The organism is Sphaerimonospora sp. CA-214678, from assembly GCF_050942215.1.
Taxonomy (GTDB): Bacteria; Actinomycetota; Actinomycetes; order Streptosporangiales; family Streptosporangiaceae; genus Sphaerimonospora.
In genome coordinates this window covers 5,381,415-5,403,056 of record NZ_CP192056.1, presented here as the reverse complement: position 1 = coordinate 5,403,056, position 21,642 = coordinate 5,381,415, and the positions used below count along the sequence as shown (strand labels likewise).

Below are 21,642 nucleotides of genomic sequence, written 5' to 3'. Positions count from 1 at the left end.
GCGGAGAGGAGGATCGGGTGGATCTGCCCACGTATACGAATATCTGGCGCATTGAGAAGCGGCTGTACAAGCTGTACGACCTTCGGCTGCCAATGCCGCTTCCCATCGTCTGGATCGGTGTGTTCGTGGGCGTGCTGGTCCCCTGGTGGGTCTTCCTCGCGCTTGTCGGGCTTCCGTTCCAGGCTCCGTGGCATGTCGTCTACCTGGTCCCGCCCGGTGTCCTGACCTGGCTGGCCACCCGTCCCGTCATCGAGGGAAAGCGGCTCACCGAGCTCCTGCAGTCTCAGCTCCGCTACCTGGCCGAGCCCCGCACCTGGTGCCGGATGGCTCCGCTGGGCGAGCCCGAAGAGATCACCTTCACCGCCAGGGTGTGGCGGTCCACGTCGCCGCGGATCGTGCCGGCCGCCGCCCGGACCACTGTCAAGGTCAAGGGGAAGACGAGCGGGAAGGCGCGCGCCAAGATCGTGGCCAAGGAGCCGGGACCGTCAGGGGAGCGCGGCCGGGTGATCGGGCGGCCGGCCGCCGCGCCCGCGGCGCTCATCCCTTCCGGCCGCCCGGCCGCCCCGGGCACAGGCCGCCCGGCCCGCAGGGGTTACCAAGGCGTCGGCCGTTCCGCCGACGCCGTGCCGTCGGGCGTCGTGCGTCCGGCGGTGGCCGCCGCCGCTGCTGCGGCCGCTCCCATCGCCGATGTCCCGTCCGCCGCCTCATGGCGTACGGCCTCCGCATCCGGGCGGGGAGCCGTGTCGGGTGAGCGCGACCGCGCGTTCTCCGCCCAGGAGGCTGTGGCGCCCCTGGCTCTGGAGGCCCCCAGGGCGCCGGAGGCCACTCCGGCATCGGAGGCGCTCGACGCACGGGAGATGACGCCCGCCGGGCCGCCCTCCGTCGACGCCCCGGCCTCGGACACCCCGGCCTCGCGTACCCCGGTCTCGTACACAGGGGCCTCGGATGCCCGAGCTTCGGAAGCGCAGATCTCGGACGCCCGGATCTCCGAGGGGCGGGTTTCCGACGCTCAGGTCTCGCACATCGGGGTTCCGGACGCCCGGGTCGAGGAGGGGCGGGTTTCCGACGCTCAGGTCTCGCATATCGGAGGTTCGGACGCCCGGGTCGAGGAGGTGCGGGTCCCGGATGAGCCGGTCCCGGATGGAGGGCCGGCGACGCCGGTCTCGGACGCGCCGCCCATAGGGACCGAGGCGCTCCGCCGCCTTCGCCGGCTCGCCGCCTCGGTGGACGGCCGCGCCCTGCCGTCGGCGGATCCGGCCCCGCGACCGGACGGTCCTGCCGGACCGGAAGAGGCCGTGGAGCACAGCATCCCGGATCACACCATCCCGGAGCGCACTACCCCGGGGCGCCCGACGGCGGAGCCTCAAGCCCCAGAGCCTCAGACCCCGGAGCTTCAGGCCCCGGAATCCCCGGCGTCGCAATCCCAGGCTTTAGAACCCCGAGCAGCGGAGACCCCGACGATCGAGGTCCAGACTCCGACTCCGGAACTCCGGACGGCAGCGCCACCGGCGGCTCTCGTGGAAACCGCCCCGAGTGACGGGCCCGCCGTCACGGAGGGGGAGGAGACCGCGAGCGAAGCATCGGGGGATCGCCGACCCGCGAGCGACGAGGCGGCGGACCGGAAGGCCGCCGGGCGGCAGGACTCCGACGAGTGGCAGCGCAGAGCGCGCGAGCAGCACAGGAAGGGCCGCCCCCCGAGGCCCATGCGGCCCGAGCAGCCCAGGCAGCCGACGAAGCGGCCCCCCGTGCACCCGGTGCCGCCGCCCATACAGGCGGTGCCGCCGGCCCGGCCGGTGACCGTGCCGCCCGCGCAGCCGGTGCACGCGGAGGCGGCGAAGGCCGCGAAGCCGGCGAGCCGGCCGGAGAAGATCGCGCCGCCGAAGATCCAGTCACCCAAGACCAGGGGGGAGGGGCCGCCCAGGCTCCGCCGGGTGGAGGCCGTGGTCGGTCGCGACCCCTCCGGCGGCTGGCGTCGGCTGGCCCAGGTGGTCGTGGGCGGGAGCCGTACCGACGGGATGGAGATCGACGAGGCGAGGGCCAGAACGCCGCTCTCCGGGAGCAGGCGGATCATGGTGCTGGGCTGCACCGGTGGTGCGGGGCAGACGACCACGGCCCTGATGCTGGGACACACGCTGGCCCGCTATCGAGAGGACCGTGTGCTGGCCCTCGACGCGAGCGGCGGCGACGGCACGATGATCGAGAGAATCGCGGCCGAGCCCGAGCGGCCGGGTTCTCTTCTCGAGGGCGCCGGGTCGCTGACCCGCTACCTCGGACTAGGGGCGCAGACCTCGCGATGCGGGTCGGGGCTCGAGGTGCTCGGGGCGGACATCGACGACCAGGCGGCGCAGCGCCTGGCGGACCGGGCGTCCCACGGCGACTGGAGCCGGACGCTGGCCGCGCTCGAGCGCTGCTACGGGCTCACCGTGATCGACCCCGCCGCCGCGCTGGCGGCCCGGCTGCTGCCGTACGCCGACCAACTCGTGCTGGTGGCCCCCGCGAGCGCGGACGCCCCCGAGGCGATCGCCATGACCTACGAGTGGCTCGACGGTCACGGCTGCTCCGACCTGCGGCGCCGGGGCGTGATGGTGATAAACGGGGTGAGCCGCCGCAGCCTGCCGGAGGTTGAGCAGGCCGAGTCCGTGGCCAGCGGTCGCTGCCGGGCGATCGTCCGGGTGCCGTGGGAGGACGAGCTCGCGCCGGGCCGTCCCGGACCTGTTGACCTCAACCACCTTCGCACGGGGGGCCGCAGGGCGTACGTTGCACTTGCGGGAGTGATCGTGAGCAGTCTGGCGGCCAACCGGCCGAGCGACACGCCCAGAGTCCGAGAACGCACGGGTGAGAAAGCGGGTGAGTGAACGATGAGCAGGGCGCGAAGCCGCCTGGCGGTGCGGTATTTCGACGATCGCGTCCTTCTCACCGAGTCGGCGGCATGGGCGTACTTCCGGTTGCCGACGGTGAGCTACGAGTTTCTCACCCCCGAGGAGCGGGAGGCGCTCGCCACCAACATCACCATCGCACTGGCCGCGATCAGGATGCCCGACGCCGAGGTGCACCTGCGGATCGCGCATCGGGCCTATCCGGCGGCCGAGTGGGCGATGGCGCTCGACACGACCTCGGACGAGGGCCCGGGCTGGCGTGAGTATCTGGAGGAGATGTACCGCCACGTCTGGGCCAAGGACTTCTGGAGCAAGGAGGTCTACCTCGGCGTACGGCTCGGCCCGCGCGGCGCCCAGCTGGGCACCGGCGTGCTGGCCCAGCTCTTCGGCTTCTACCAGCGCGGGGAGAAGGCACTCGGCATCGAGGACGACCACGTGCCGGCCCGCGAGATCGAGCGGTGGACCGAGGCGGCGGAACGGCTCGGCCGAGCACTGGCCTCCAGCGCCCTCTACGCGCGTCACGCCACCTCCACCGAGGTCGCCTGGCTGTTCCAGCACGCCGCATCCGGCGGGCTCGGCGACCCGCCGCCGTCGGCGTCACCCCGGCGCAGATGGGGCAGGGGCGAGATCGAATCGCTGGTCGAGGGGCAGATCCACAACGGGCGTTCGTTACTCCGGATAGTGCAGCCGACCGGCGACAGCTACATCGCGCACCTGTCGTTCGCCCGGTTCCCCGACCTCATGCCGTTCCCCGACGGGGAGCCGTGGCTGCACTTCGCCGACCAGCTGCCCTTTCCCGTCGAGGTCTCCAGCAGGATGCGGCTGGTCCCGCCGGTCCGGGCGAGCAAGGATGTGGCGCGCAAGCTGGCGCACGCCCGCGACATGGACATCCACATCCGCGAGGCCGGGGCGGAGGCGCCGCTCGCGCTGGCCGAGCAGATCGACGCAGCCCGCATGCTCGAACACGGCATCACGAAGGAGCGCCTGCCGTTCGTGTACGGCTGGCACCGGCTGAGCGTGAGCGCGCCGACGGAGGAGATCTGCGTCCAGCGGATCGAGGCCGTCGTGGAGCACTACCGCGACATCGGCATCGACATCGTCAACTCCACCGGCGACCAGTTCTCGCTGTTCTGCGAGGCTCTTCCCGGGGAGCGGCTGCGGGTCAACGCGTACGCCCAGCGGCAGCCGCTGCGTACGATCGCGGGTGGCATGGCGACGGCCACCGTGGAGCTCGGCGACCGGGTGGACGAGTCGAATGCCGGGTGGATCGGGCCGTACATCGGCGAGACCATGGGCCGGGCGCGTGGCATCGTCCACTTCGATCCCCTGGTGGCGGCGGCGCGCAACCGCCCGACGGCCATCGCGATCACAGGGGAGCCGGGTGGCGGCAAGACCACGCTCGCCCTGCTGCTGATCTACCAGATGGCGCTGCGCGGGGTGACCGTGGCCGTCATCGACCCGAAGGGCGACGCGGAGTCGCTCGTACGGCTCCTGCGGCGGCGTGGCCGCCAGGCGCGCACCATCCCCTTGGGATCGGCGGCGCCCGGCCTGCTCGACCCGTTCTCGTTCGGCGACGACATCGCGGCCAAGAAGACGATGGCCAGCGAGACCCTGCGGCTGCTGCTGCCGCGTATGTCGGAGGAGCGCGAGTCGGCCATGATCCAGGCGGTGGCCGCTGTGTCGAACGAGCCCGACCCGTCGCTGGGCAAGGTGGTCGACCACCTCGAGCAGTCGGACGACCCCGCGTCGAAGAACCTCGGCGCCGTGCTGCGGTCGATGTCCGAGATGCACCTGGCCAGGCTCTGCTTCGATCCCGGCGGCGGCGAGCAGATCGACACCGCGGGCTGGACCACGGTGTTCACGCTGGGCGGCCTCACGCTGCCCGACGTCACGACCCCCAGGGACGACTACTCCTACGAGCAGCGGCTGTCGGTCGCCCTGCTCTATCTGGTGTCCCAGTTCGCCCGGCGGCTGATGAACGGAGTCGACCGGCGCACCCCCAAAGCGATCTTCCTCGACGAGGCCTGGGCGATCACGTCCACGCCGGAGGGCGCCAAGCTGGTGCCCGAGGTCTCCAGGATGGGCCGGTCACGCAACACCGCGCTCGTACTGGTCTCCCAGAACGCGGGTGACCTGCTCAACGAGCAGGTCACCAACTGTCTGTCATCGGTCTTCGCCTTCCGCTCGACAGAGCGGGTCGAGGTCGAGCACGTGATGGAGCTCCTCGGCGTGGATCCGTCGGAGGAGCACAAGGGCGTGCTGCGCTCCCTGGGCAACGGGGAGTGCGTCTTCCGTGATCTGGATGGCCGGGCGGGTCGCATCGGGGTGGACCTGATCTCGGCGGAGCTGCTGCGGTGGCTCGACACGAATCCGACGCACGAGAAGCCAGGCGAGAACGGAAACGATGATGATCAGGGTGTCGGGGGTTCCGGTCGGTCGGGGGTCGCGCAGGAGGTGCGGTCTTGAAGCGATTGCGGCGCAGGCTCGTCCTGCTCCTGGTGGCCTTCGCGGCGTTCGTTACCCTGCCGCTCGTCTTCCCCGCGGAGACGGCGAGCGCGATCGGGCCCTGTGACCTGTCCGCCGACCTCGCTCCCGAGATGGTCGGCGGCGGCATCGACGGCCTGGTCCGCCCGCCGGCGCCCGAAGCCGCCGCCGGGAGCGGCACGGCCGACGGGGCGGCGGCCCAGCCGCTCACCAACTACGAGCGGTACGGCATGTCCGGCCAGTTCTGGCACACCTACGATCTCGGGTGCTCCGACGTCGCCGCCGTGCTCGGCAACGCCTGGGCCAACACGGTCTTCTCCTGGGCCAAGGCCGTCGACCGGCTGACGATCAGCACCTACGAGGCCGCGGCCACCGAGGGGCCGCTCCAGCCCATCAAGGAGGCGGCCGACTCGATCGTCACCAGGCTGGCCGACGCGATGTACTGGCCCTACCTGCGGCCGGTCGTCATCCTCGGCGCGGTCTGGCTCGCCTGGTTCGGCCTGATCCGCAGGCGGGCGACGACCACCACCGAGGGCGTCGTCTGGATGGTGCTCGCGGTCACCGTGGCCGTCTGGTTCTTCAGCCGTCCCGGCGACTTCACCAACATCGGCAAGACCGTGACCGACAAGACCGGCGAAATCGTCAACTCGGCGTTCTCCGGCCTGCCCGGCGCCGGTGGGGCCTCGTGCCTGCCGCTCAAGGAGGACGCCGGAGCCGGGACGGATGCGGGCGCCGATGCGGGTGCGGGGGCCGCTGCGGGTGCGGCGGCGACCGAGGTGAAGGCCGGAGGGTACGGCAGGCCGGGCACGCCGGGGGTCGCCCAGAACGCCGACGCGCTCTGGTCGACGCTCGTCTGCAAGCCGTGGCTGATGGGCCAGCTCGGCACGGCCGATCCGGACTCGGGCGTTGTGCGGACGTTCGGCGCCAAGATCCTCGACATGCAGGCCATCGACGTCGCAGAGCAGGCCGCGAACCAGACGCCCGCCAGCGACGTCCACCAGAAGCGGTTCGAGGAGGAGGTGGTCAAGCCGCTGGAGAACACCCCGGTGTTCTTCCTCGTCCAGGGCAAGGACTGGACGAGCCGGCTCGGCATCGCGATCGGCGCGTTCATCGCCGCCATGGTCGCCGGGCTGCTCATCTTCCTCGTGGCGGTGTCGCTGCTGGTGCTCAAGGTCGGCTTCCTGCTGCTGCTCATGCTGGGGCCGGTGTTCCTGCTGATCGGCGTACATCCGGGCTCGGGGCGGATCATCGCGATGCGGTGGGTGGAGATGGTCGTCGGCACCCTGCTGCGCCAGGCCGTGCTCGCCATCGTGCTGGGCGTCCTCGTGTACGGCTACGCACTGATCATCTCGACCGGCCTGCCCTGGGGTATGCAGATCCTGTTCATGGCGCTGCTGACGATCGCCGTCTTCTTCTATCGGCGGCCGTTCCAGCACCTGTTCTCCTCGATGGACGGGCATACGCTCACGACCCGCATGCTCGGGGAGGCCGCGAGCGCGCCCACGCTGTCGCGTGCGGCCAACGCGCTGCCTCCGGTGGCCGCGGCCCGCATGGGCCGCTGGGGCCTGCGCAAGGCCGAGCCCCTGATCGGCGCCGCCGCGATGACGAGCGGCGCCGGCACCGCCGCAGCGGTCGCCACATCGGTGGCGCAGGGCCGGGTACGCGGCGAGGAGGGAGCGGCCGGGCCGGGGATGGCTCAGGCGGCGGGACACGCGGCTGAGCAGGCCCGGGCCGGGGCACAGCCGGCGCCGCTGGACGCCGATGCCCAGGCCGCGGGCCGTCGCAAGGCGGTGACGGCGCCACGCCAGGGGACGGCCCCTCCGCTCAAGCTGTCGCAGTCGCCGCGCTATCCGGGGACCAAGGGCGCGCCGGCGGCCCCCGGCCCCGGCGCCGGTTCGAGCCTGGGCTCGAGTCTGGGCGCCGGTCTGGGTTCCGGGTCGGGCTCCGGCGCTTCGTCGGGCGGCGGCACCGGCTCACGCGGCGGCTGGTTCAGCGGCCGATCAGGCGGCTGGTCCTCCCGCGGTTCGAGCGGTTCACGGGGTTCGAGCGGTTCGCGGGGTTCGAATGGTTCACGCGGTTCGAGCGGGTCACGGGGTTCGAACGGTTCACGTGGCTCGAACGGCTCCCGTGCCGGGGGCGGCATCTTCGGCGGTGGTTCCGGCGGAGGCTCCGGCAACGGTTCCGGCGGTCGCTCGGACGGCATCTTCGGCGGCGGCTCCCGCGACCGGGGATCGGCCGGCCGGGGTTCCGGATCAGGGACCTCCAGGTCCGGTTCGTCGTCCGGCAGGACGTCCGAAGCGCCACCCCTGTGGCTGCCGAGCCGGGGGAGCGGCGGGCGGACATCAGAAGACGCGCCCACCCCGTTCTGGGCCAGGCCGGCCGACGGAAACTCCGGCGACTGACCGGGTGACCAGGCGTCTATGAGCACACAGGGACATGACAGGGGCAAGAAGCTCGCGTTCGCCGGAGCCGTCGCCGTGCTGGCCGTCGTGGGCGTCTACCTCACGATGAACCCGCCCACGTCGGGGGAGGCACAGGGCGACGACGGCCGTACGGCCACGGGCGAGCACAGATCGTCCCAGACGGCCGCCGCCGTCGCGCCGCGCAGCCCGGTGCCGCGCCAGGTCGCGAAGACCCCGGCCACCTTCGACGTCTACGACTATCTCCCGCTGACGCGGCAGGAGCTCGGCGCCGCCGCCGATCTCGCGCGGCGGTTCACCGAGTCGTACGGAACCTTCCGGTACGACGAGGAGCCGGCGGCGTTCGCCGGGCGGCTCGGCGCGTTCACCACCGAGGAGTTCGCCGCGCAGCTCACCCGGGCCATGACCGACCCGGCGCTGGCGGAGCGCAACCGCGCCGACCAGGTGGTCTCGCGGGCGTCGGCGCGGGTGCAGACGATCCGCGACATGACCGCCGGCCAGGTGGTCTTCGTCGTCGGCTCGGTGCGGCACGTGACCGACAGGGAGGGCGAAAAGGACGAGAGCGACCGGTTCGCGGTGACCGTGGTCAAGGCGGGAAGCGACTGGCGGGTCTACGACCTCGGACTCGCCGACGCGGGCCAGGACGGGGACACGGCGCCGTGATCATGCCGCCCCGCCGGACGCCGTTCCAGGCGCCGTTCCGGGTGATCACGGCTCGACGGCGGCCGCTCATGGCCGTGCTCCTCGCCCTGGCCGTGGTCGTCCCGCTCACGCTCATCGGGTCGATCATTCTGATGACGCCCCTGCCGTCGTTCCTGCTCGGTGGCAGAACCGCGGAGGACTGCGCGCAGGCGGACACGGCCACCACGGGAGTGTCGGAGACGGCCAAGACGGACATACCGGCCGAATATCTCGAGCTCTACAAGAAGGTCGGCAAGGAGATCGGCGTCCAGTGGAACGTGCTCGCCGCGATCGGCAAGCGGGAGACCGACCACGGCCGGTCGAAGCTGCCGGGAGTCGCCGGCGGCACCAACTACGCGGGCGCCGCCGGGCCGATGCAGTTCCTGATCAGCACGTGGGGCGGCAAGGCCAAGATCAAGATCGCGCCGGGGATCAACGGGTACGCCTCTGACGGCGACGGCGACGGGTACGGCGACGTCTACAATCCGGCCGACGCGATTTTGGGCGCGGCGAAGATGCTCAAGCGCAACGGCGCTCCCGACGACCTCCGGCGGGCGATCTTCGTTTACAACCGGGCCACCTGGTACGTCGACCAGGTCCTGGAGATCGCCGAGCGCTACGCGGTCACCGGCGCCATCGGTCTGCCGCCCGAGGCCGACCCGGCCTGCGACATCGCCTACGTGGACGCGGTCTCCGGCGAGGTCGTACAGAAGATCCTGGAGTATGCCCTCGCTCAGCGCGGCAAGCCGTACCGGTGGGGTGGGACGGGCCCCGACGCCTTCGACTGCTCGGGGATCATCTACATGGCCTATCGCCATGCCGGGCTGTCGATCCCCAGGACGACCTTCGGGCAGTGGCCCTTCGGCGTGCGGGTGGAGCCGGGCAGCGAGCGGCCTGGCGACCTGGTGTTCTTCAACGCGGGCCCGGGAACGTCGATCGACCGCCCCGGACACGTCGGCCTGGTGGTCGCGCCGGGGAAGATGGTCGAGGCGCGCTGCACACGATGTGGGCCCATCAAGGTCACGACCTATGGCGAGCGGCCGAGCATCGTGGGCTTCACCCGGCCGCTGGAGAACGCCGACGTCCAGGCCCAGCTCAGGCGCGATCTAACCTAGGCGGTCATGGACGTGATGGGAAGGCTCGTCGTCGGGGCGGCGATCGTGCGGGACGGCAGGCTGCTCGCCGCCCAGCGGGCCGCGCCGCCCGAACTCAGAGGCGGTTGGGAGTTCCCCGGCGGCAAGGTCGACGAGGGGGAGAGCGAGCACGAGGCGCTGGTCCGTGAGTGCGCGGAGGAACTCGGCGTCGAGGTCGTGGTCGGCCGCCGGGTGGGCGGGGACTGGCCGCTGCCCGGCGGGCACGTGATGCGGGTCTGGCTCGCGAGCATCGCGGCGGGCGTCCCGTACCCGCGCGAGCACCTCGCGCTGCGCTGGCTGGAGCCGTACGAGCTTTACAAGGTCGCCTGGATCGCGGCCGATCTGCCGATCGTCGCCGCGGTCGAAGAACTCCTGTGAGTACGGGATTTCGGGCGCGAATTCGTGACCGAGAAGGGCTTTGCCGGGGGTTTTACCCAACTAGAATCTTCCTTGACCCGTGGGCATGCGAGATCGTGGAGGCGAGCGGTGATGGGACGCGCACAGATCAGGGCCGCGTCCTCGGCTCTCGCGTCGCTGGCCCTCGCCACGCTGGCGGTGTTCGCGGTCGGACCGGCGATCAGTGCGAACGCGGCCGACAACACTCCCGTGGAACCGTGTCTGCCCGGCGAGTGCGAGACCGTCACCGTGACCATCACCGAGACGCCCGGGAACAGCCCGTCGCCGACCCTGACCAGTGACCCGGTGGTGACGCAGACCGTCACGGTCACCCCGACGCCGCCCAAGCAGTCCGATGACAAGACGGACGAGGACAAGAAGGCCGACGACCAGCCGAAGCAGCGCGAGGACACGGCGCCGATCCACACGACCCAGGTGCCGGTCCCGGTCTACACGGACTCGAACCCGGGTCCGCCGGACACCGCGGGGTCGGCCACCACGGAGCCGGAGGTCTCCCTTCCCGCCGCGACGACGCCGCCCGAGGCACAGGCGCCGCCGTCGGAGCAGACGCCCACCCAGGAGATGGCGTTCGAAGCGCCCACGCCCGAGTCGGTGCAGGTCCAGATACGCAAGGCCACTCCGGAGTTCGACAAGCCGGCGCTGGCGAACAAGCTCGCGGTCGTCGCCGCCGTGCTCGTGGTGCTGGCGCTCGTCGCGTGGCTCATGCTCGAGGGCAGGCTGCGCCGGATGGCCCATGCGACGGCTGCCGGGGGCATGGGCGACCGCCGGGCCAAGGCCCCGGCCGGGCAGGACATGGCCGCCTATCCGGGGATGGCGCCGGGCTACGCCGTCGGTTTCGTGCCGGTTCAGACCTACCCGGTGGCCTACCCGCAGCAGCAGCCCTACGGCTACCCGATGCCCTACGGCTCCCCTCAGCCCTACGGTGCTCCCCAGCCGTACGGGGCTCCGCCGCAGGCGTATGGCGCTCCCCAGCCGTACGGCGCTCCGCCGCAGATGTACGGCCACGCGCCCTATCCTTCCCCGCAGGGCGGCCATCCGCAGGCGTACGGCCAGCAGGCCCAGGCGATGCCGCAGGACCCCGCGGAGGGGACCAAGCCGGCTGACTAGGGCCGGCGGGGAGCCGGCCACGTAGGGACCGCCGGTCGGTTGCAGGCGGGGTGCGGCGTTTGCGCCGATGCGTGAGCCTCCATAACCGAACCCGAAAACGGTGGAGCGCGGACGGTACTCCCCGCGTTCCCGACGCCGCGCCCCGCCATGAGGGGACGCACACCACCAGGCGTCGTAGACGGGCGCCCCCCCTGCTCGCGTACCACCACCACCGCCGGGCAGCGGGGGCCGCCTCGAAGACTTAGTGTGGAAACCATCCCGAAACTTGTCAACAGTTTCATGAAAAGTTTCGAGATATTCGCTTGGAGCTAGAGGCGTAACCTCGGCTTGTGAGTAAGATCAGCCGCCAGAAACTTTCGGTGATGCGTCCGGTGTGCGAGTGGTATGGATGAAATTTTCACCGCATGGACGTGCAGAGTCGGCGAGTCGTCGCGGTAACACCCAGTTGGCCCACACCCCGGCCCAGGCATAGGAAGCGGGCGCGTCGGCGGGCCCTTGACAGTGGCGCTGTCCCTCGTATTTGCTCTGCCCCACACCACCTCGGTCGCCTGATGGAAGAGAGGGGCTCGGCTGGTCGGACAGGATGTCAACGTTAACGACAGCGCTCCCTGGGACTGGGGGCGACCGGACCGCCGTGTGACCCCGACGGGCACCGTTTCCGGCTGTCCGTCCTCACGGTCGGCGAATTCCCGGCCGGAAGGGAAGCCGGAGCCGCGGGTCGTCGCGACAGGTCCTGAACGACCAGCGAGGTGTCTGCCACACGCGTCGACCTCCGGCACATTCGACCGGCGATGGCAGCGCTGATGTAAGCAGCACATCCGAGCTTGGTTCCAGCCGACCCATGGCGACAGGTCGCCGAACCCCGCCGGGTTCACCCGGAACGAGCCCCTGCGCTGTCGCATGGCGAGCCGTCCTACGCTGGTCCACCCTCGGCCCCTCCGGGGAGCGGAAGCCGGGACAGCGGCCCGGCGACGCGCCACCGGACCGGAGTTCCGCGGCGCCTCAGAACGGCATCGCCGGCGCACGAGTCCCAGCGGCGTCGGCTGACGCATCCACGGTGTCGCCGCCGCGGTGACCGTGACCGTCGGCGGGATGGTCGGGCCGGCTCGACAGGCCGCCGGTCCCCGCAGGCATGAACGGATACCGCAGGCGGAGTGAGGGCCCGAAGGAGACGGGTCGGCGATGCGGCCTCCACCGCACGACCGCGGCGAAGCGCGGCCCCCCAAGAGAGCACCCGAGGAAACCACCCGAAGAAACCCCCGGAAGAAACCCCCGGAAGAAACCCCCGAGAAAAGGCGGAAGGATGAGACGGCACATCAGAAAACTCGCCGGCGCCGGCATCACGGCAGTGATCACGGCACTGTCCATGTTCATGGCACCGATGCCGCAGGCGTCGGCGGCGAGCCTGACCGAGGTGACCAACTTCGGCACGAACCCCGGCAACATCCGGATGTACCTGTACGTCCCCAACCAGGTCGCACCCCGTCCCGGCATCCTGGTGGCGATGCATGGCTGCAACGGCACGGCGTCCGGCTTCTACCAGGGCACCGAGTTCGCCTCGCTGGCCGACCAGTACGGCTTCATCGTCATCTACCCGCAGGCGAACAAGAGCGCCAACGGCCTGTCGAACTGCTTCGACGTCTGGTCGAACGAGGCCCTGCGCCACGGCGGCGGCAGCGACCCGGTCTCGATCGTCTCCATGGTCGACTACGTCAAGCAGCGCTACAACGGCGACGCCGACCGGGTGTTCGCCACCGGCTTCTCCTCCGGCGCGATGGAGACCATCAACCTGCTGGCCACCAACCCGGAGGTGTTCAAGGGCGGCGCGCCGTTCTCCGGCGTGCCCTTCGGCTGCCTCGGACCCGCGGGATGCGGCGACAGGACCCCCCAGCAGTGGGGCGACCTGGTACGCAACGCCTACCCCGGCTACACCGGACCCCTCCCGCGCGTGACCGCCTGGCACGGCACCAACGACAACGTGCTGAACTTCAGCATGCTGCAGAAGGAAGTCGACCAGTGGACGAACGTGTGGGGAATCAGTCAGACCCCCACCTCCACCAGCAGCCCGCAGTCCGGCTGGACCCGGCGGGTCTACGGCTCCGGCCAGGTCGAGGCGTACACCATCAGCGGAGCCGGCCACGACCTGCCGCACCGCGGGATGGCCATCCACGCCATCCGCTTCTTCGGCCTCGACGGCACCTCGCCGACCCCCACGCCCACCCCGACGCCGACCCCCACACCCACGCCCACCCCGACCCCCACCCCGACACCGACACCGACTCCCACCCCCACTCCGACGCCGAGCCCGACGCCTACGGGGCAGGGCTGTGTCGCGACCTACCAGACGGTGAACAGCTGGCCGGGCGGCTTCCAGGCGGAGGTGACGGTCAGTAACAACGGATCGGCGGCGATCAACGGCTGGACCGTCGGCTGGACGCTGAGCGGCGGCCAGACGATCACCCAGCTGTGGAACGGCACGTTGAGCGTCAACGGCTCCGCGGTCACGGTGAAGAACGTCTCGTACAACGGCTCGATCCCCGCGTCCGGATCGAGCACGTTCGGCTACCTCGGCAACGGTTCGCCGTCGACCCCCTCCCTCACCTGCACCAGCTCATGATCCCTGTCGGCACGCCGTAGCACGGCACCAGGCGAGACGCGGCGGACCCCGGCGACGGCGTGCCGCGCCTCGCCATGAGCCGTGAGTTGTAAGCCGTAATCCGTAAGCCGTCACAGGTATCGGCGGTCCAGGTTTTACAAGACCGAAAGCCGCCGCGCGGGTCGAATAGGCCTGTGCGGCGGCTTTCGTGAGATCACGCCCGGTGCCTCCTCCGGGAGGGGGCACCAGGCGGTCTACGCGGTCTCGATCAGCTCGAACGCTTGAAGATCTTCGAGCCGAGCCACACCAGCGGGTCGTACTTCCGGTCGACGACGCGCTCCTTCACCGGAATGATCGCGTTGTCAGTGATCTTGATGTGCTCGGGGCAGACCTCGGTGCAGCACTTGGTGATGTTGCAGAAACCGAGCCCGTGCTCCTCCTGGGCGGTCTGCGGGCGGCGGTCCTGCACGTCGTACGGATGCATGTCGAGCTCGGCGATCCGGATGAAGTAGCGCGGCCCGGCGAAGGACTTCTTGTTCTCCTCGTGGTCGCGGATCACGTGGCAGACGTTCTGGCACAGGAAGCACTCGATGCACTTGCGGAACTCCTGCGACCGCTGCACGTCGACCTGCTGCATGCGGTACTCGCCCGGCTTGACGTCGGCGGGCGGCGTGAACGACGGGATCTCGCGCGCCTTCTCGTAGTTGAACGAGACGTCGCAGACCAGGTCCTTGATGACGGGGAACGCCCGCAGCGGCGTGACGGTGATCGTCTCGTCCTCTTCGAACGTGGACATCCGGGTCATGCAGCCCAGCCGCGGCTTACCGTTGATCTCCATCGAACACGAGCCGCACTTGCCCGCCTTGCAGTTCCATCGGACCGCGAGGTCGGGAGCCTGGGTGGCCTGCAGCCGGTGGATGATGTCGAGGACGACCTCGCCCTCGTTCACCTCCACGGTGAAGTCCTCCAGTTGTCCTTCACCGGCCTCGCCGCGCCACACGCGGAACTTCGCCTTGTATCCCATCACGACTCCTTGACCGCGGCGTCGTACTCCGCCAGCTCGTCCTCGGTGAGGTATTTCTCCAGTTCGGAGCGCTCGAACAGGGAGATGAGGTCACCGCGCATCGACGGCTGCGCCTTCTCCTCCACCAGCACGTTCGAGCCGTCCGGGGCGGCGGAGCACACGAGCAGCTTGCGCCGCCACTCCGCCGACATGGTCGGGAAGTCGTCACGGGTGTGCCCGCCACGGCTCTCCTCGCGCAGCAGCGCGGCCCTGGCCACGCACTCACTCACCAGCAGCATGTTCCGCAGGTCGATCGCGAGGTGCCAGCCGGGGTTGTAGATCCGGCTACCCGCCGAGGCGGTGTTGTTCGCCCGCTCCTTGAGCTTCTCGATCGCCTGCAGCGCCTCGTTCATCTCACCCGCCTTGCGGATGATGCCGACGAGGTCGTTCATCGTGCGCTGCAGCTCGTGATGGACCTCGTACGGATTCTCGCCGCCGGTCCGCTCCAGCGGTTCGAGGGCCTCGGCCTTGGCCTCCTCGACACCCGACGGCACGGGTCGCCTGGTCAGGCCGTTCACGTAGGCGGCGGCGCCGGCCCCCGCCCGGCGGCCGAAGACCAGCAGGTCGGACAGGGAGTTGCCGCCGAGGCGGTTGGAACCGTGCATGCCGCCGGACACCTCGCCGGCGGCGAACAGGCCGGGCACCGAGGCGGCCTGGGTGTCCGCGTCGACCTCCACGCCGCCCATCACGTAGTGGCAGGTCGGGCCGACCTGCATGGGCTCGGCGGTGATGTCGACGTCCGCCAGCTCCTTGAACTGGTGGTACATCGACGGCAGTCGCCGGGTGATCTCCTCGGCCGGCAGCCGGGTGGAGACGTCCAGGAACACACCGCCCTGGGGTGACCCGCGCCCGGCCTTCACCTCCGAGTTGATCGCCCGGGCCACCTCGTCACGCGGCAGCAGCTCCGGCGGACGGCGGTTGTTCGCCTGGTCGGCGTACCAGCGGTCCGCCTCCTCCTCGGTCGGGGCGTAGTGGCTCTTGAACACGTCCGGGACGTAGTCGAACATGAACCGGCGGCCCTCGGAGTTGCGCAGCACGCCGCCGTCGCCGCGTACCGACTCGGTGACCAGGATGCCGCGCACCGACGGCGGCCACACCATGCCCGTCGGGTGGAACTGGATGAACTCCATGTTGATGAGCTTCGCGCCCGCGAGCAGGGCCAGCGCGTGCCCGTCGCCGGTGTACTCCCAGGAGTTCGAGGTGACCACGAACGACTTGCCGATGCCGCCGGTCGCCAGCACCACGGCCGGGGCGTCGAACGTGATGAAGTCGCCGGTCTCACGCCGGTAGCCGAAGGCACCCGCGATCGCGCCGGTCTCCTCGTCCTTGAGCAGCCGCGTGACCGTGCACTCGGCGAACACCTTGATGTACGCCTCGAAGTCGCCGTGCAGCTTCTCGTCCTCCTGCTGGAGGGCGACGACGCGCTGCTGGAGCGTACGGATCAGCTCCAGGCCGGTGCGGTCGCCGACGTGGGCCAGACGCGGGTACTCGTGGCCGCCGAAGTTCCGCTGGCTGATCTTGCCGTCCTTCGTGCGGTCGAACAGCGCGCCCCACGCCTCCAGTTCCCAGACCCGGTCGGGGGCCTCCTTGGCGTGCAGCTCGGCCATCCGCCAGTTGTTCAGGAACTTGCCCCCGCGCATCGTGTCGCGGAAGTGGACCATCCAGTTGTCGTTGGGGTTGACGTTGCCCATCGCGGCTGCTGCGCCGCCCTCGGCCATGACCGTGTGGGCCTTGCCGAACAGCGACTTACAGACGATGGCCGTCCGTTTGCCCTGCTGCCGTGCCTCGATCGCCGCGCGGAGCCCGGCTCCACCGGCTCCGATGACGACGACGTCGTATTCGTGACGCTCCACCTTGAGATCCTTAAGCGAACGGGAAGTTGATGATGCCCTTGGCGACCAGCCGCACGTAGAGGTCCGCGAGCATGACCGAGAACAGCGACGCCCAGGCGAACTGCTGGTGCTTGGCGTTGAGCTTCGACACGAGGGTCCAGGCCCGGTAGCGCAGCGGATGCTTGGAGAAGTGGTTCAGCCGGCCGGCCGTGATGTGGCGGCAGGAGTGGCAGCCGAAGGTGTAGCAGAGGATCAGGATCGCGTTGATCACGAGGATGATCGTGCCGAGGCCCACATGTCCCCAGTTGCCGTTCTCGTCGCGGAACGCGAGCACCGCGTCGTACGTCAGGATCAGCGCGATGATGGCCCCGAAGTAGAAGAAGTAGCGGTGGATGTTCTGGAGGATCAGCGGGAAGCGGGTCTCGCCGGTGTACTTCTTGTGCGGCTCGGCCACCCCGCAGGCGGGCGGCGACAGCCAGAACGACCGGTAGTACGCCTTGCGGTAGTAGTAGCACGTGAGCCGGAAACCGCCCGGCAGGCCCAGGATCAGAATCCCGGGCGGCAGCGTGTACCAGTCGCCGAACGGCGCGAAGCCGAAGAGGCGGGCCCCCTCGGGACACGAGGTCGCCAGACAGGGCGACGAGAAGGGAGCGATGTACGATCCGGCGAGATGACTGCTGTCGAAGATCGCCCAAAATCCATAGATCAGGAATGCCACGAGCCCCGCGAACGTCAGCCCCGGGGCCAGCCACCACCTGTCGGTACGAAGAGTGCGCGTCTTCAGCTGCGCGCGTTGTTTCCTGACCGGGCTCTCGGCCGTTGTCTGGGTCATCGGAGACCTTCCACCTAACTGACTCCGCGCACGCCGGAGTTCTCGCGCCGAACTGCTTGTGGCCGTGCGCGCATTGGTGGAGGAAACATTACGACGGGCGGATCACGAACTGTGAGGAGGGTCACGCTTCCTTTGTGTGATTCCCGTCACTTCCCTTGGCAGTTCGGCTCGGCTCACCTGTGTTCGCATGTGTACTCGGACTCTTGCGAGGCCGCCTGTGACGAAAATCACGGCCTCATCGCTCCACCCTAGTGACTCCGCCTGAGTTCACGAACTCGGCCCGTCTGGTATTAGCGTCTCTATGCCCTGGGGGAGGGTGCCGTCATGGTCCGCCTCGGTCAGGAAGTCCAGCAGTGTGGCGCGGAAGGCCTGGGCCGCCCGGGTCGGTTCGACGTCCTTGCGGTTGGCCAGCGCCACCGTTCTGCGCAGCCGGGGGACCAGCGGCGTGCCCACCAGGTTGGGCCTGCCGTCCAGCACCATGGAGGGGACGACCGCGATCCCGAGCCCTGCCTCGACGAACCGCAGCACCGCGTCCATCTCGCCGCCCTCCACCGCGAACCTCGGCTCGAACCCCGCCTGACGGCACGCGGCGAGCGTCGCCTCCCGCACGTCGTATCCATGCCGGAACATCACCATCGGACGTCCGCGCAGGTCCTGGATGCGCACATGCGGCCTGCGCCGGCCGGTTACCGGCGCCGCGGCGGAGGGGGCGGCCGTGGCGGAGGCGGCCACCACGAGGTTCTCCCGGAGGATCTCCTCGGTCACCAGGGCCGGATCCGTGCTCTGCAGCGGCAGGATGATGAGCGCCAGATCGAGCTGCCCTCTGGCGAGGTCGCGTACGAGGTCGCGTGAGCCGCTCTCCTCTACCAGGAGCTCGACCCCCGGATAGCTGCGGTGGAAACGGGCCAGCGCGTCGGCGAGCAGGCCGGCGCACAGCGACGGCGTGGCCCCGAGCCGTACCCGGCCTCTGCGCAGCCCCACGAGCTCCGCTATCTCTCGCCGCGCGGTCTCGGCGTCGGCGAGCATGCGGCGCGCCAGCGGGAGCAGCGCCTCCCCGGCCGCCGTGAGCGTCACGTTGCCACGGGCCCGGCTGAACAGCGGGGCCCCCAGCTCCGTCTCCAGCACCTTGATCTGCTTGCTCAGCGAAGGCTGCGCCACCCGCATCCGCTCGGCCGCCTGGGTGAAGTGCCGGGTTTCGGCCACGGCCAGGAAATACGCGAGTTGCTGGAGCTGCACTTCTCATAGCGTACGGCTATGGCCGGAACCGGCCCGAGGGAGGGTGCGCAAGGGCCGAAGGTCGGGGACGGCGGGGCCGAAAGTAAGCGCGGGGGTGTGATTTTGCTCGCAACGGGCCAGGTCGCGAACCTCGCCGTAACAGTACGGGACAGAGGACATAGCCCCCGGCTATCGAAACGAGTCCCACCATGACTTGGACGCGTGGAATGTCCGTTCTTAGCGTGGACAGATATGACTGCGACTGTTGACCACGCGATCGACCGTGGGCAGGCCACCGCGCCCGTCCCCGCGCCGGCATCGCCCGCTCCTGTGCCAACGCCCAGGAGACGCTCCGGGTTCCCGATTCGGTTCCTTTCCTCTACGAATGGCAAAAAGGCCGTCATGGCGGTCACCGGGGCCGTTCTGGTGCTCTTCCTGATCGGCCACATGCTCGGGAACCTGAAGATCTTCCTGGGCGCCGACTCGTTCAACGGCTATGCCGAATGGCTGCGCACGGCCGGTGAGCCCGTGCTGCCGGGCCGTACGATGCTGACGATCACCGAGATCGTGCTCGTGGCCGCCGTGGTGCTGCACATGTGGTCGGCGGTGTCGCTGGCCCGGCGGGCCGCACGCGCCAGGCCGGTGAAGTACGCCGCGCGGAGCAGGTCGCAGGCGTCCGGCTACGCGACGCACGTGATGCGGTACGGCGGGGTCGTCATCGCGCTGTTCGCCGTGTGGCATCTGCTCGACATGACCTTCGGCGTGGTCAATCCCGAGGGCTACGCGGCCACGCCGTACGACCGGATGGTGGCCGGATTCGCGCCCTCGCGCTGGTGGGTGACCGCTTTCTACGTGGTCGCACTCGCCATGGTCGGTCTGCACCTCAGGCACGGGGTGTGGAGCGCCTTCCAGACGCTCGGGCTGGCGCGTGGCCGTCGCCACCGCCCGCTGCGCGCCCTGGCGGGCGTGGTGGCTCTGGTGCTGGTCGTGGGCTTCCTGGCGGCACCCGTCGCGGTGATGATCGGAGTAATCAAGTGAGCGGCGTCTTCAGACAGGTCGGCGAATGGCGCGTCGGCGAACCGATCGCGGACACCAAGGCCCCCGCGGGGCCGATCGAGGGGCGCTGGGACACCCGCAGGTTCGAGGCCAAGCTGGTCAACCCGGCCAACAAGCGCAAGCTGAACGTCATCGTGGTCGGCACCGGCCTGGCCGGCGGCTCGGCGGCGGCGACGCTGGGCGAGCTGGGCTACAACGTCAAGTCGTTCTGCTACCAGGACTCGCCGCGCCGGGCGCACAGCATCGCCGCCCAGGGCGGCATCAACGCGGCCAAGAACTACCGAGGCGACGGCGACTCGGTCTTCCGGCTGTTCTACGACACGGTCAAGGGCGGCGACTTCCGCTCGCGCGAGTCGAACGTCTACCGCCTCGCCCAGGTCAGCGTGAACATCATCGATCAGGCCGTGGCGCAGGGCGTTCCGTTCGCCCGGGAGTACGGCGGGCTGCTCGACACGAGGTCGTTCGGTGGCGCCCAGGTCTCCCGTACGTTCTACGCACGCGGGCAGACGGGGCAGCAGCTCCTGCTCGGCGCGTACCAGGCACTGGAGCGTCAGGTCGCGGCGGGGACCGTCGAGATACACACCCGTCACGAGATGCTGGAGCTCATCGTCAGCGGCGGCCGGGCGCGCGGCATCGTGGTCCGCGACATGGTCACCGGTGAGATCGAGACGCATCTGGCGGACGCGGTGGTGCTCGCCACCGGCGGGTACGGCAACGTGTTCTATCTGTCGACCAACGCCAAGGGCTGCAACACGACGGCGATCTGGCGGGCCCACCGTCGGGGCGCCTACTTCGGCAACCCCTGCTACACCCAGATCCACCCGACCTGCATTCCGGTCAGCGGCGAATACCAGTCGAAGCTGACGCTGATGTCGGAGTCGCTGCGCAACGACGGCCGCGTGTGGGTGCCGCTGCGCAAGGGCGACGGTCGGCCGCCGGCGCAGATCCCCGAGGACGAGCGCGATTACTACCTTGAGCGGATTTATCCGTCTTTCGGGAACCTGGTGCCCCGGGACATCGCCAGCCGCGCCGCCAAGAACGTCTGCGACGAGGGCCGCGGCGTCGGACCCGGCGGGCTCGGCGTCTACCTCGACTTCGCCGACGCCATCGCCCGGCTCGGCCGCGAGGCCGTCGAGAAGAAGTACGGCAACCTCTTCGAGATGTACGAGCAGATCACCGGGGAGAATCCGTACGAGGTGCCCATGCGCATCTACCCGGCGGTGCACTACACGATGGGCGGCCTCTGGGTCGACTACGACCTGCAGTCCACCATCCCCGGCCTGTTCGTGATCGGCGAGGCGAACTTCTCCGACCACGGCGCCAACCGGCTCGGCGCTTCGGCGCTCATGCAGGGCCTGGCCGACGGCTACTTCGTGCTGCCGACGACGATCGGCGACTACCTGGCCGGCGCCGGCGCGTTCGATCAGGTGGACCAGGACGTGGTCGACGAGGCCGTCGACCGGGTCAAGGAGAAGGTCAGCAGGCTGCTCGCCGTGAACGGCACCCGCACGGCCGACTCCTTCCACCGCGAGCTGGGCCGCCTCATGTGGGACCACTGCGGCATGGAGCGCACCGAGGAGTCGCTGCGCAAGGCGCTGGAGCGGATCCCCGAGCTGCGCGAGGAGTTCTGGAACAACGTGAAGGTGCCCGGCGACTCCGAGGGCCTCAACCAGGCGCTGGAGCGGGCCGGCCGGGTCGCCGACTTCTTCGAGCTGGCCGAGCTGATGTGCATCGACGCGCTGCACCGCAGCGAGTCCTGCGGCGGCCACTTCCGGGCCGAGTCGCAGGACGCCGACGGCGAGGCGCTGCGCGACGACGACGAGTTCGCCTACGTCGCGGCGTGGGAGTGGACGCCGGACGGCCCGGTCCTGCACAAGGAAGAGCTCGACTACGAGTACGTCAAGATGACCCAGCGGAGCTACAAGTGAGC

General features: G+C 70.0%; 14 protein-coding genes. 10 read left to right on the top strand and 4 right to left on the bottom strand.

Annotated elements, in window-relative coordinates; all coding sequences use genetic code 11:
* Positions 1-17: 17 nt before the first annotated feature.
* From ACQP1K_RS24100 to ACQP1K_RS24065, 8 genes are all read left to right on the top strand, one after another.
* Positions 18-2,855: a TcpE family conjugal transfer membrane protein gene (locus tag ACQP1K_RS24100; protein WP_433497964.1), complete on the top strand. Its 2,838-nt coding sequence runs from the start codon at positions 18-20 to the stop codon at positions 2,853-2,855.
* 3 nt (positions 2,856-2,858) lie between these two features.
* Positions 2,859-5,342 (top strand): ATP-binding protein, encoded by a 2,484-nt coding sequence (locus ACQP1K_RS24095; RefSeq protein WP_433497963.1) that lies wholly within the window; start codon positions 2,859-2,861, stop codon positions 5,340-5,342.
* Positions 5,339-7,762, top strand: coding sequence for a type IV secretion system protein (locus ACQP1K_RS24090; protein ID WP_433497962.1), 2,424 nt, complete (start codon positions 5,339-5,341; stop codon positions 7,760-7,762). The genes ACQP1K_RS24095 and ACQP1K_RS24090 overlap by 4 nt, the downstream gene beginning before the upstream one ends.
* Positions 7,763-7,780: 18 nt before the next feature.
* Complete coding sequence (locus ACQP1K_RS24085) at positions 7,781-8,443, top strand: hypothetical protein (RefSeq protein WP_433497961.1); 663 nt, start codon at positions 7,781-7,783, stop codon at positions 8,441-8,443.
* A gap of 2 nt (positions 8,444-8,445) precedes the next feature.
* Positions 8,446-9,576 carry an NlpC/P60 family protein gene (locus ACQP1K_RS24080; protein WP_433501635.1) on the top strand — a complete coding sequence of 377 codons (1,131 nt, stop codon included), beginning with the start codon at positions 8,446-8,448 and terminating at the stop codon, positions 9,574-9,576.
* Between the two features lie 15 nt (positions 9,577-9,591).
* A complete protein-coding gene (locus ACQP1K_RS24075; protein ID WP_433501634.1) occupies positions 9,592-9,972 on the top strand; it encodes a (deoxy)nucleoside triphosphate pyrophosphohydrolase in 381 nt (126 codons plus the stop codon).
* A 111-nt stretch (positions 9,973-10,083) separates the two neighbouring features.
* A complete protein-coding gene (locus tag ACQP1K_RS24070; RefSeq protein ID WP_433497960.1) occupies positions 10,084-11,118 on the top strand; it encodes a hypothetical protein in 1,035 nt (344 codons plus the stop codon).
* Between the two features lie 1,303 nt (positions 11,119-12,421).
* Entirely contained in the window at positions 12,422-13,735 is a 1,314-nt protein-coding gene (locus tag ACQP1K_RS24065) for an extracellular catalytic domain type 1 short-chain-length polyhydroxyalkanoate depolymerase (protein WP_433497959.1), read from the top strand.
* 247 nt (positions 13,736-13,982) lie between these two features.
* Here ACQP1K_RS24065 and ACQP1K_RS24060 read toward each other — a convergent pair whose 3' ends face one another.
* The 4 genes from ACQP1K_RS24060 to ACQP1K_RS24045 form a co-directional block, all read right to left on the bottom strand.
* Positions 13,983-14,738: a succinate dehydrogenase/fumarate reductase iron-sulfur subunit gene (locus tag ACQP1K_RS24060; protein WP_433497958.1), complete on the bottom strand. Its 756-nt coding sequence runs from the start codon at positions 14,736-14,738 to the stop codon at positions 13,983-13,985.
* The gene (locus ACQP1K_RS24055; RefSeq protein WP_433497957.1) at positions 14,738-16,630 is read right to left on the bottom strand and encodes a fumarate reductase/succinate dehydrogenase flavoprotein subunit; all 1,893 of its coding nucleotides are present in this window, start codon (positions 16,628-16,630) and stop codon (positions 14,738-14,740) included. Before ACQP1K_RS24055 ends, ACQP1K_RS24060 begins: the two co-directional genes overlap by 1 nt.
* Before the next feature lie 10 nt (positions 16,631-16,640).
* Entirely contained in the window at positions 16,641-17,441 is an 801-nt protein-coding gene (locus tag ACQP1K_RS24050; protein WP_433497956.1) for a hypothetical protein, read from the bottom strand.
* A 267-nt stretch (positions 17,442-17,708) separates the two neighbouring features.
* Complete coding sequence (locus ACQP1K_RS24045) at positions 17,709-18,677, bottom strand: LysR family transcriptional regulator (RefSeq protein WP_433497955.1); 969 nt, start codon at positions 18,675-18,677, stop codon at positions 17,709-17,711.
* A gap of 231 nt (positions 18,678-18,908) precedes the next feature.
* On the opposite strand from ACQP1K_RS24045, the gene ACQP1K_RS24040 reads away from it, so the two are divergent.
* Entirely contained in the window at positions 18,909-19,694 is a 786-nt protein-coding gene (locus tag ACQP1K_RS24040) for a succinate dehydrogenase cytochrome b subunit (protein WP_433497954.1), read from the top strand.
* Positions 19,691-21,640 carry a fumarate reductase/succinate dehydrogenase flavoprotein subunit gene (locus ACQP1K_RS24035; protein ID WP_433497953.1) on the top strand — a complete coding sequence of 650 codons (1,950 nt, stop codon included), beginning with the start codon at positions 19,691-19,693 and terminating at the stop codon, positions 21,638-21,640. The genes ACQP1K_RS24040 and ACQP1K_RS24035 overlap by 4 nt, the downstream gene beginning before the upstream one ends.
* The last annotated feature ends 2 nt before the right edge of the window (positions 21,641-21,642 follow it).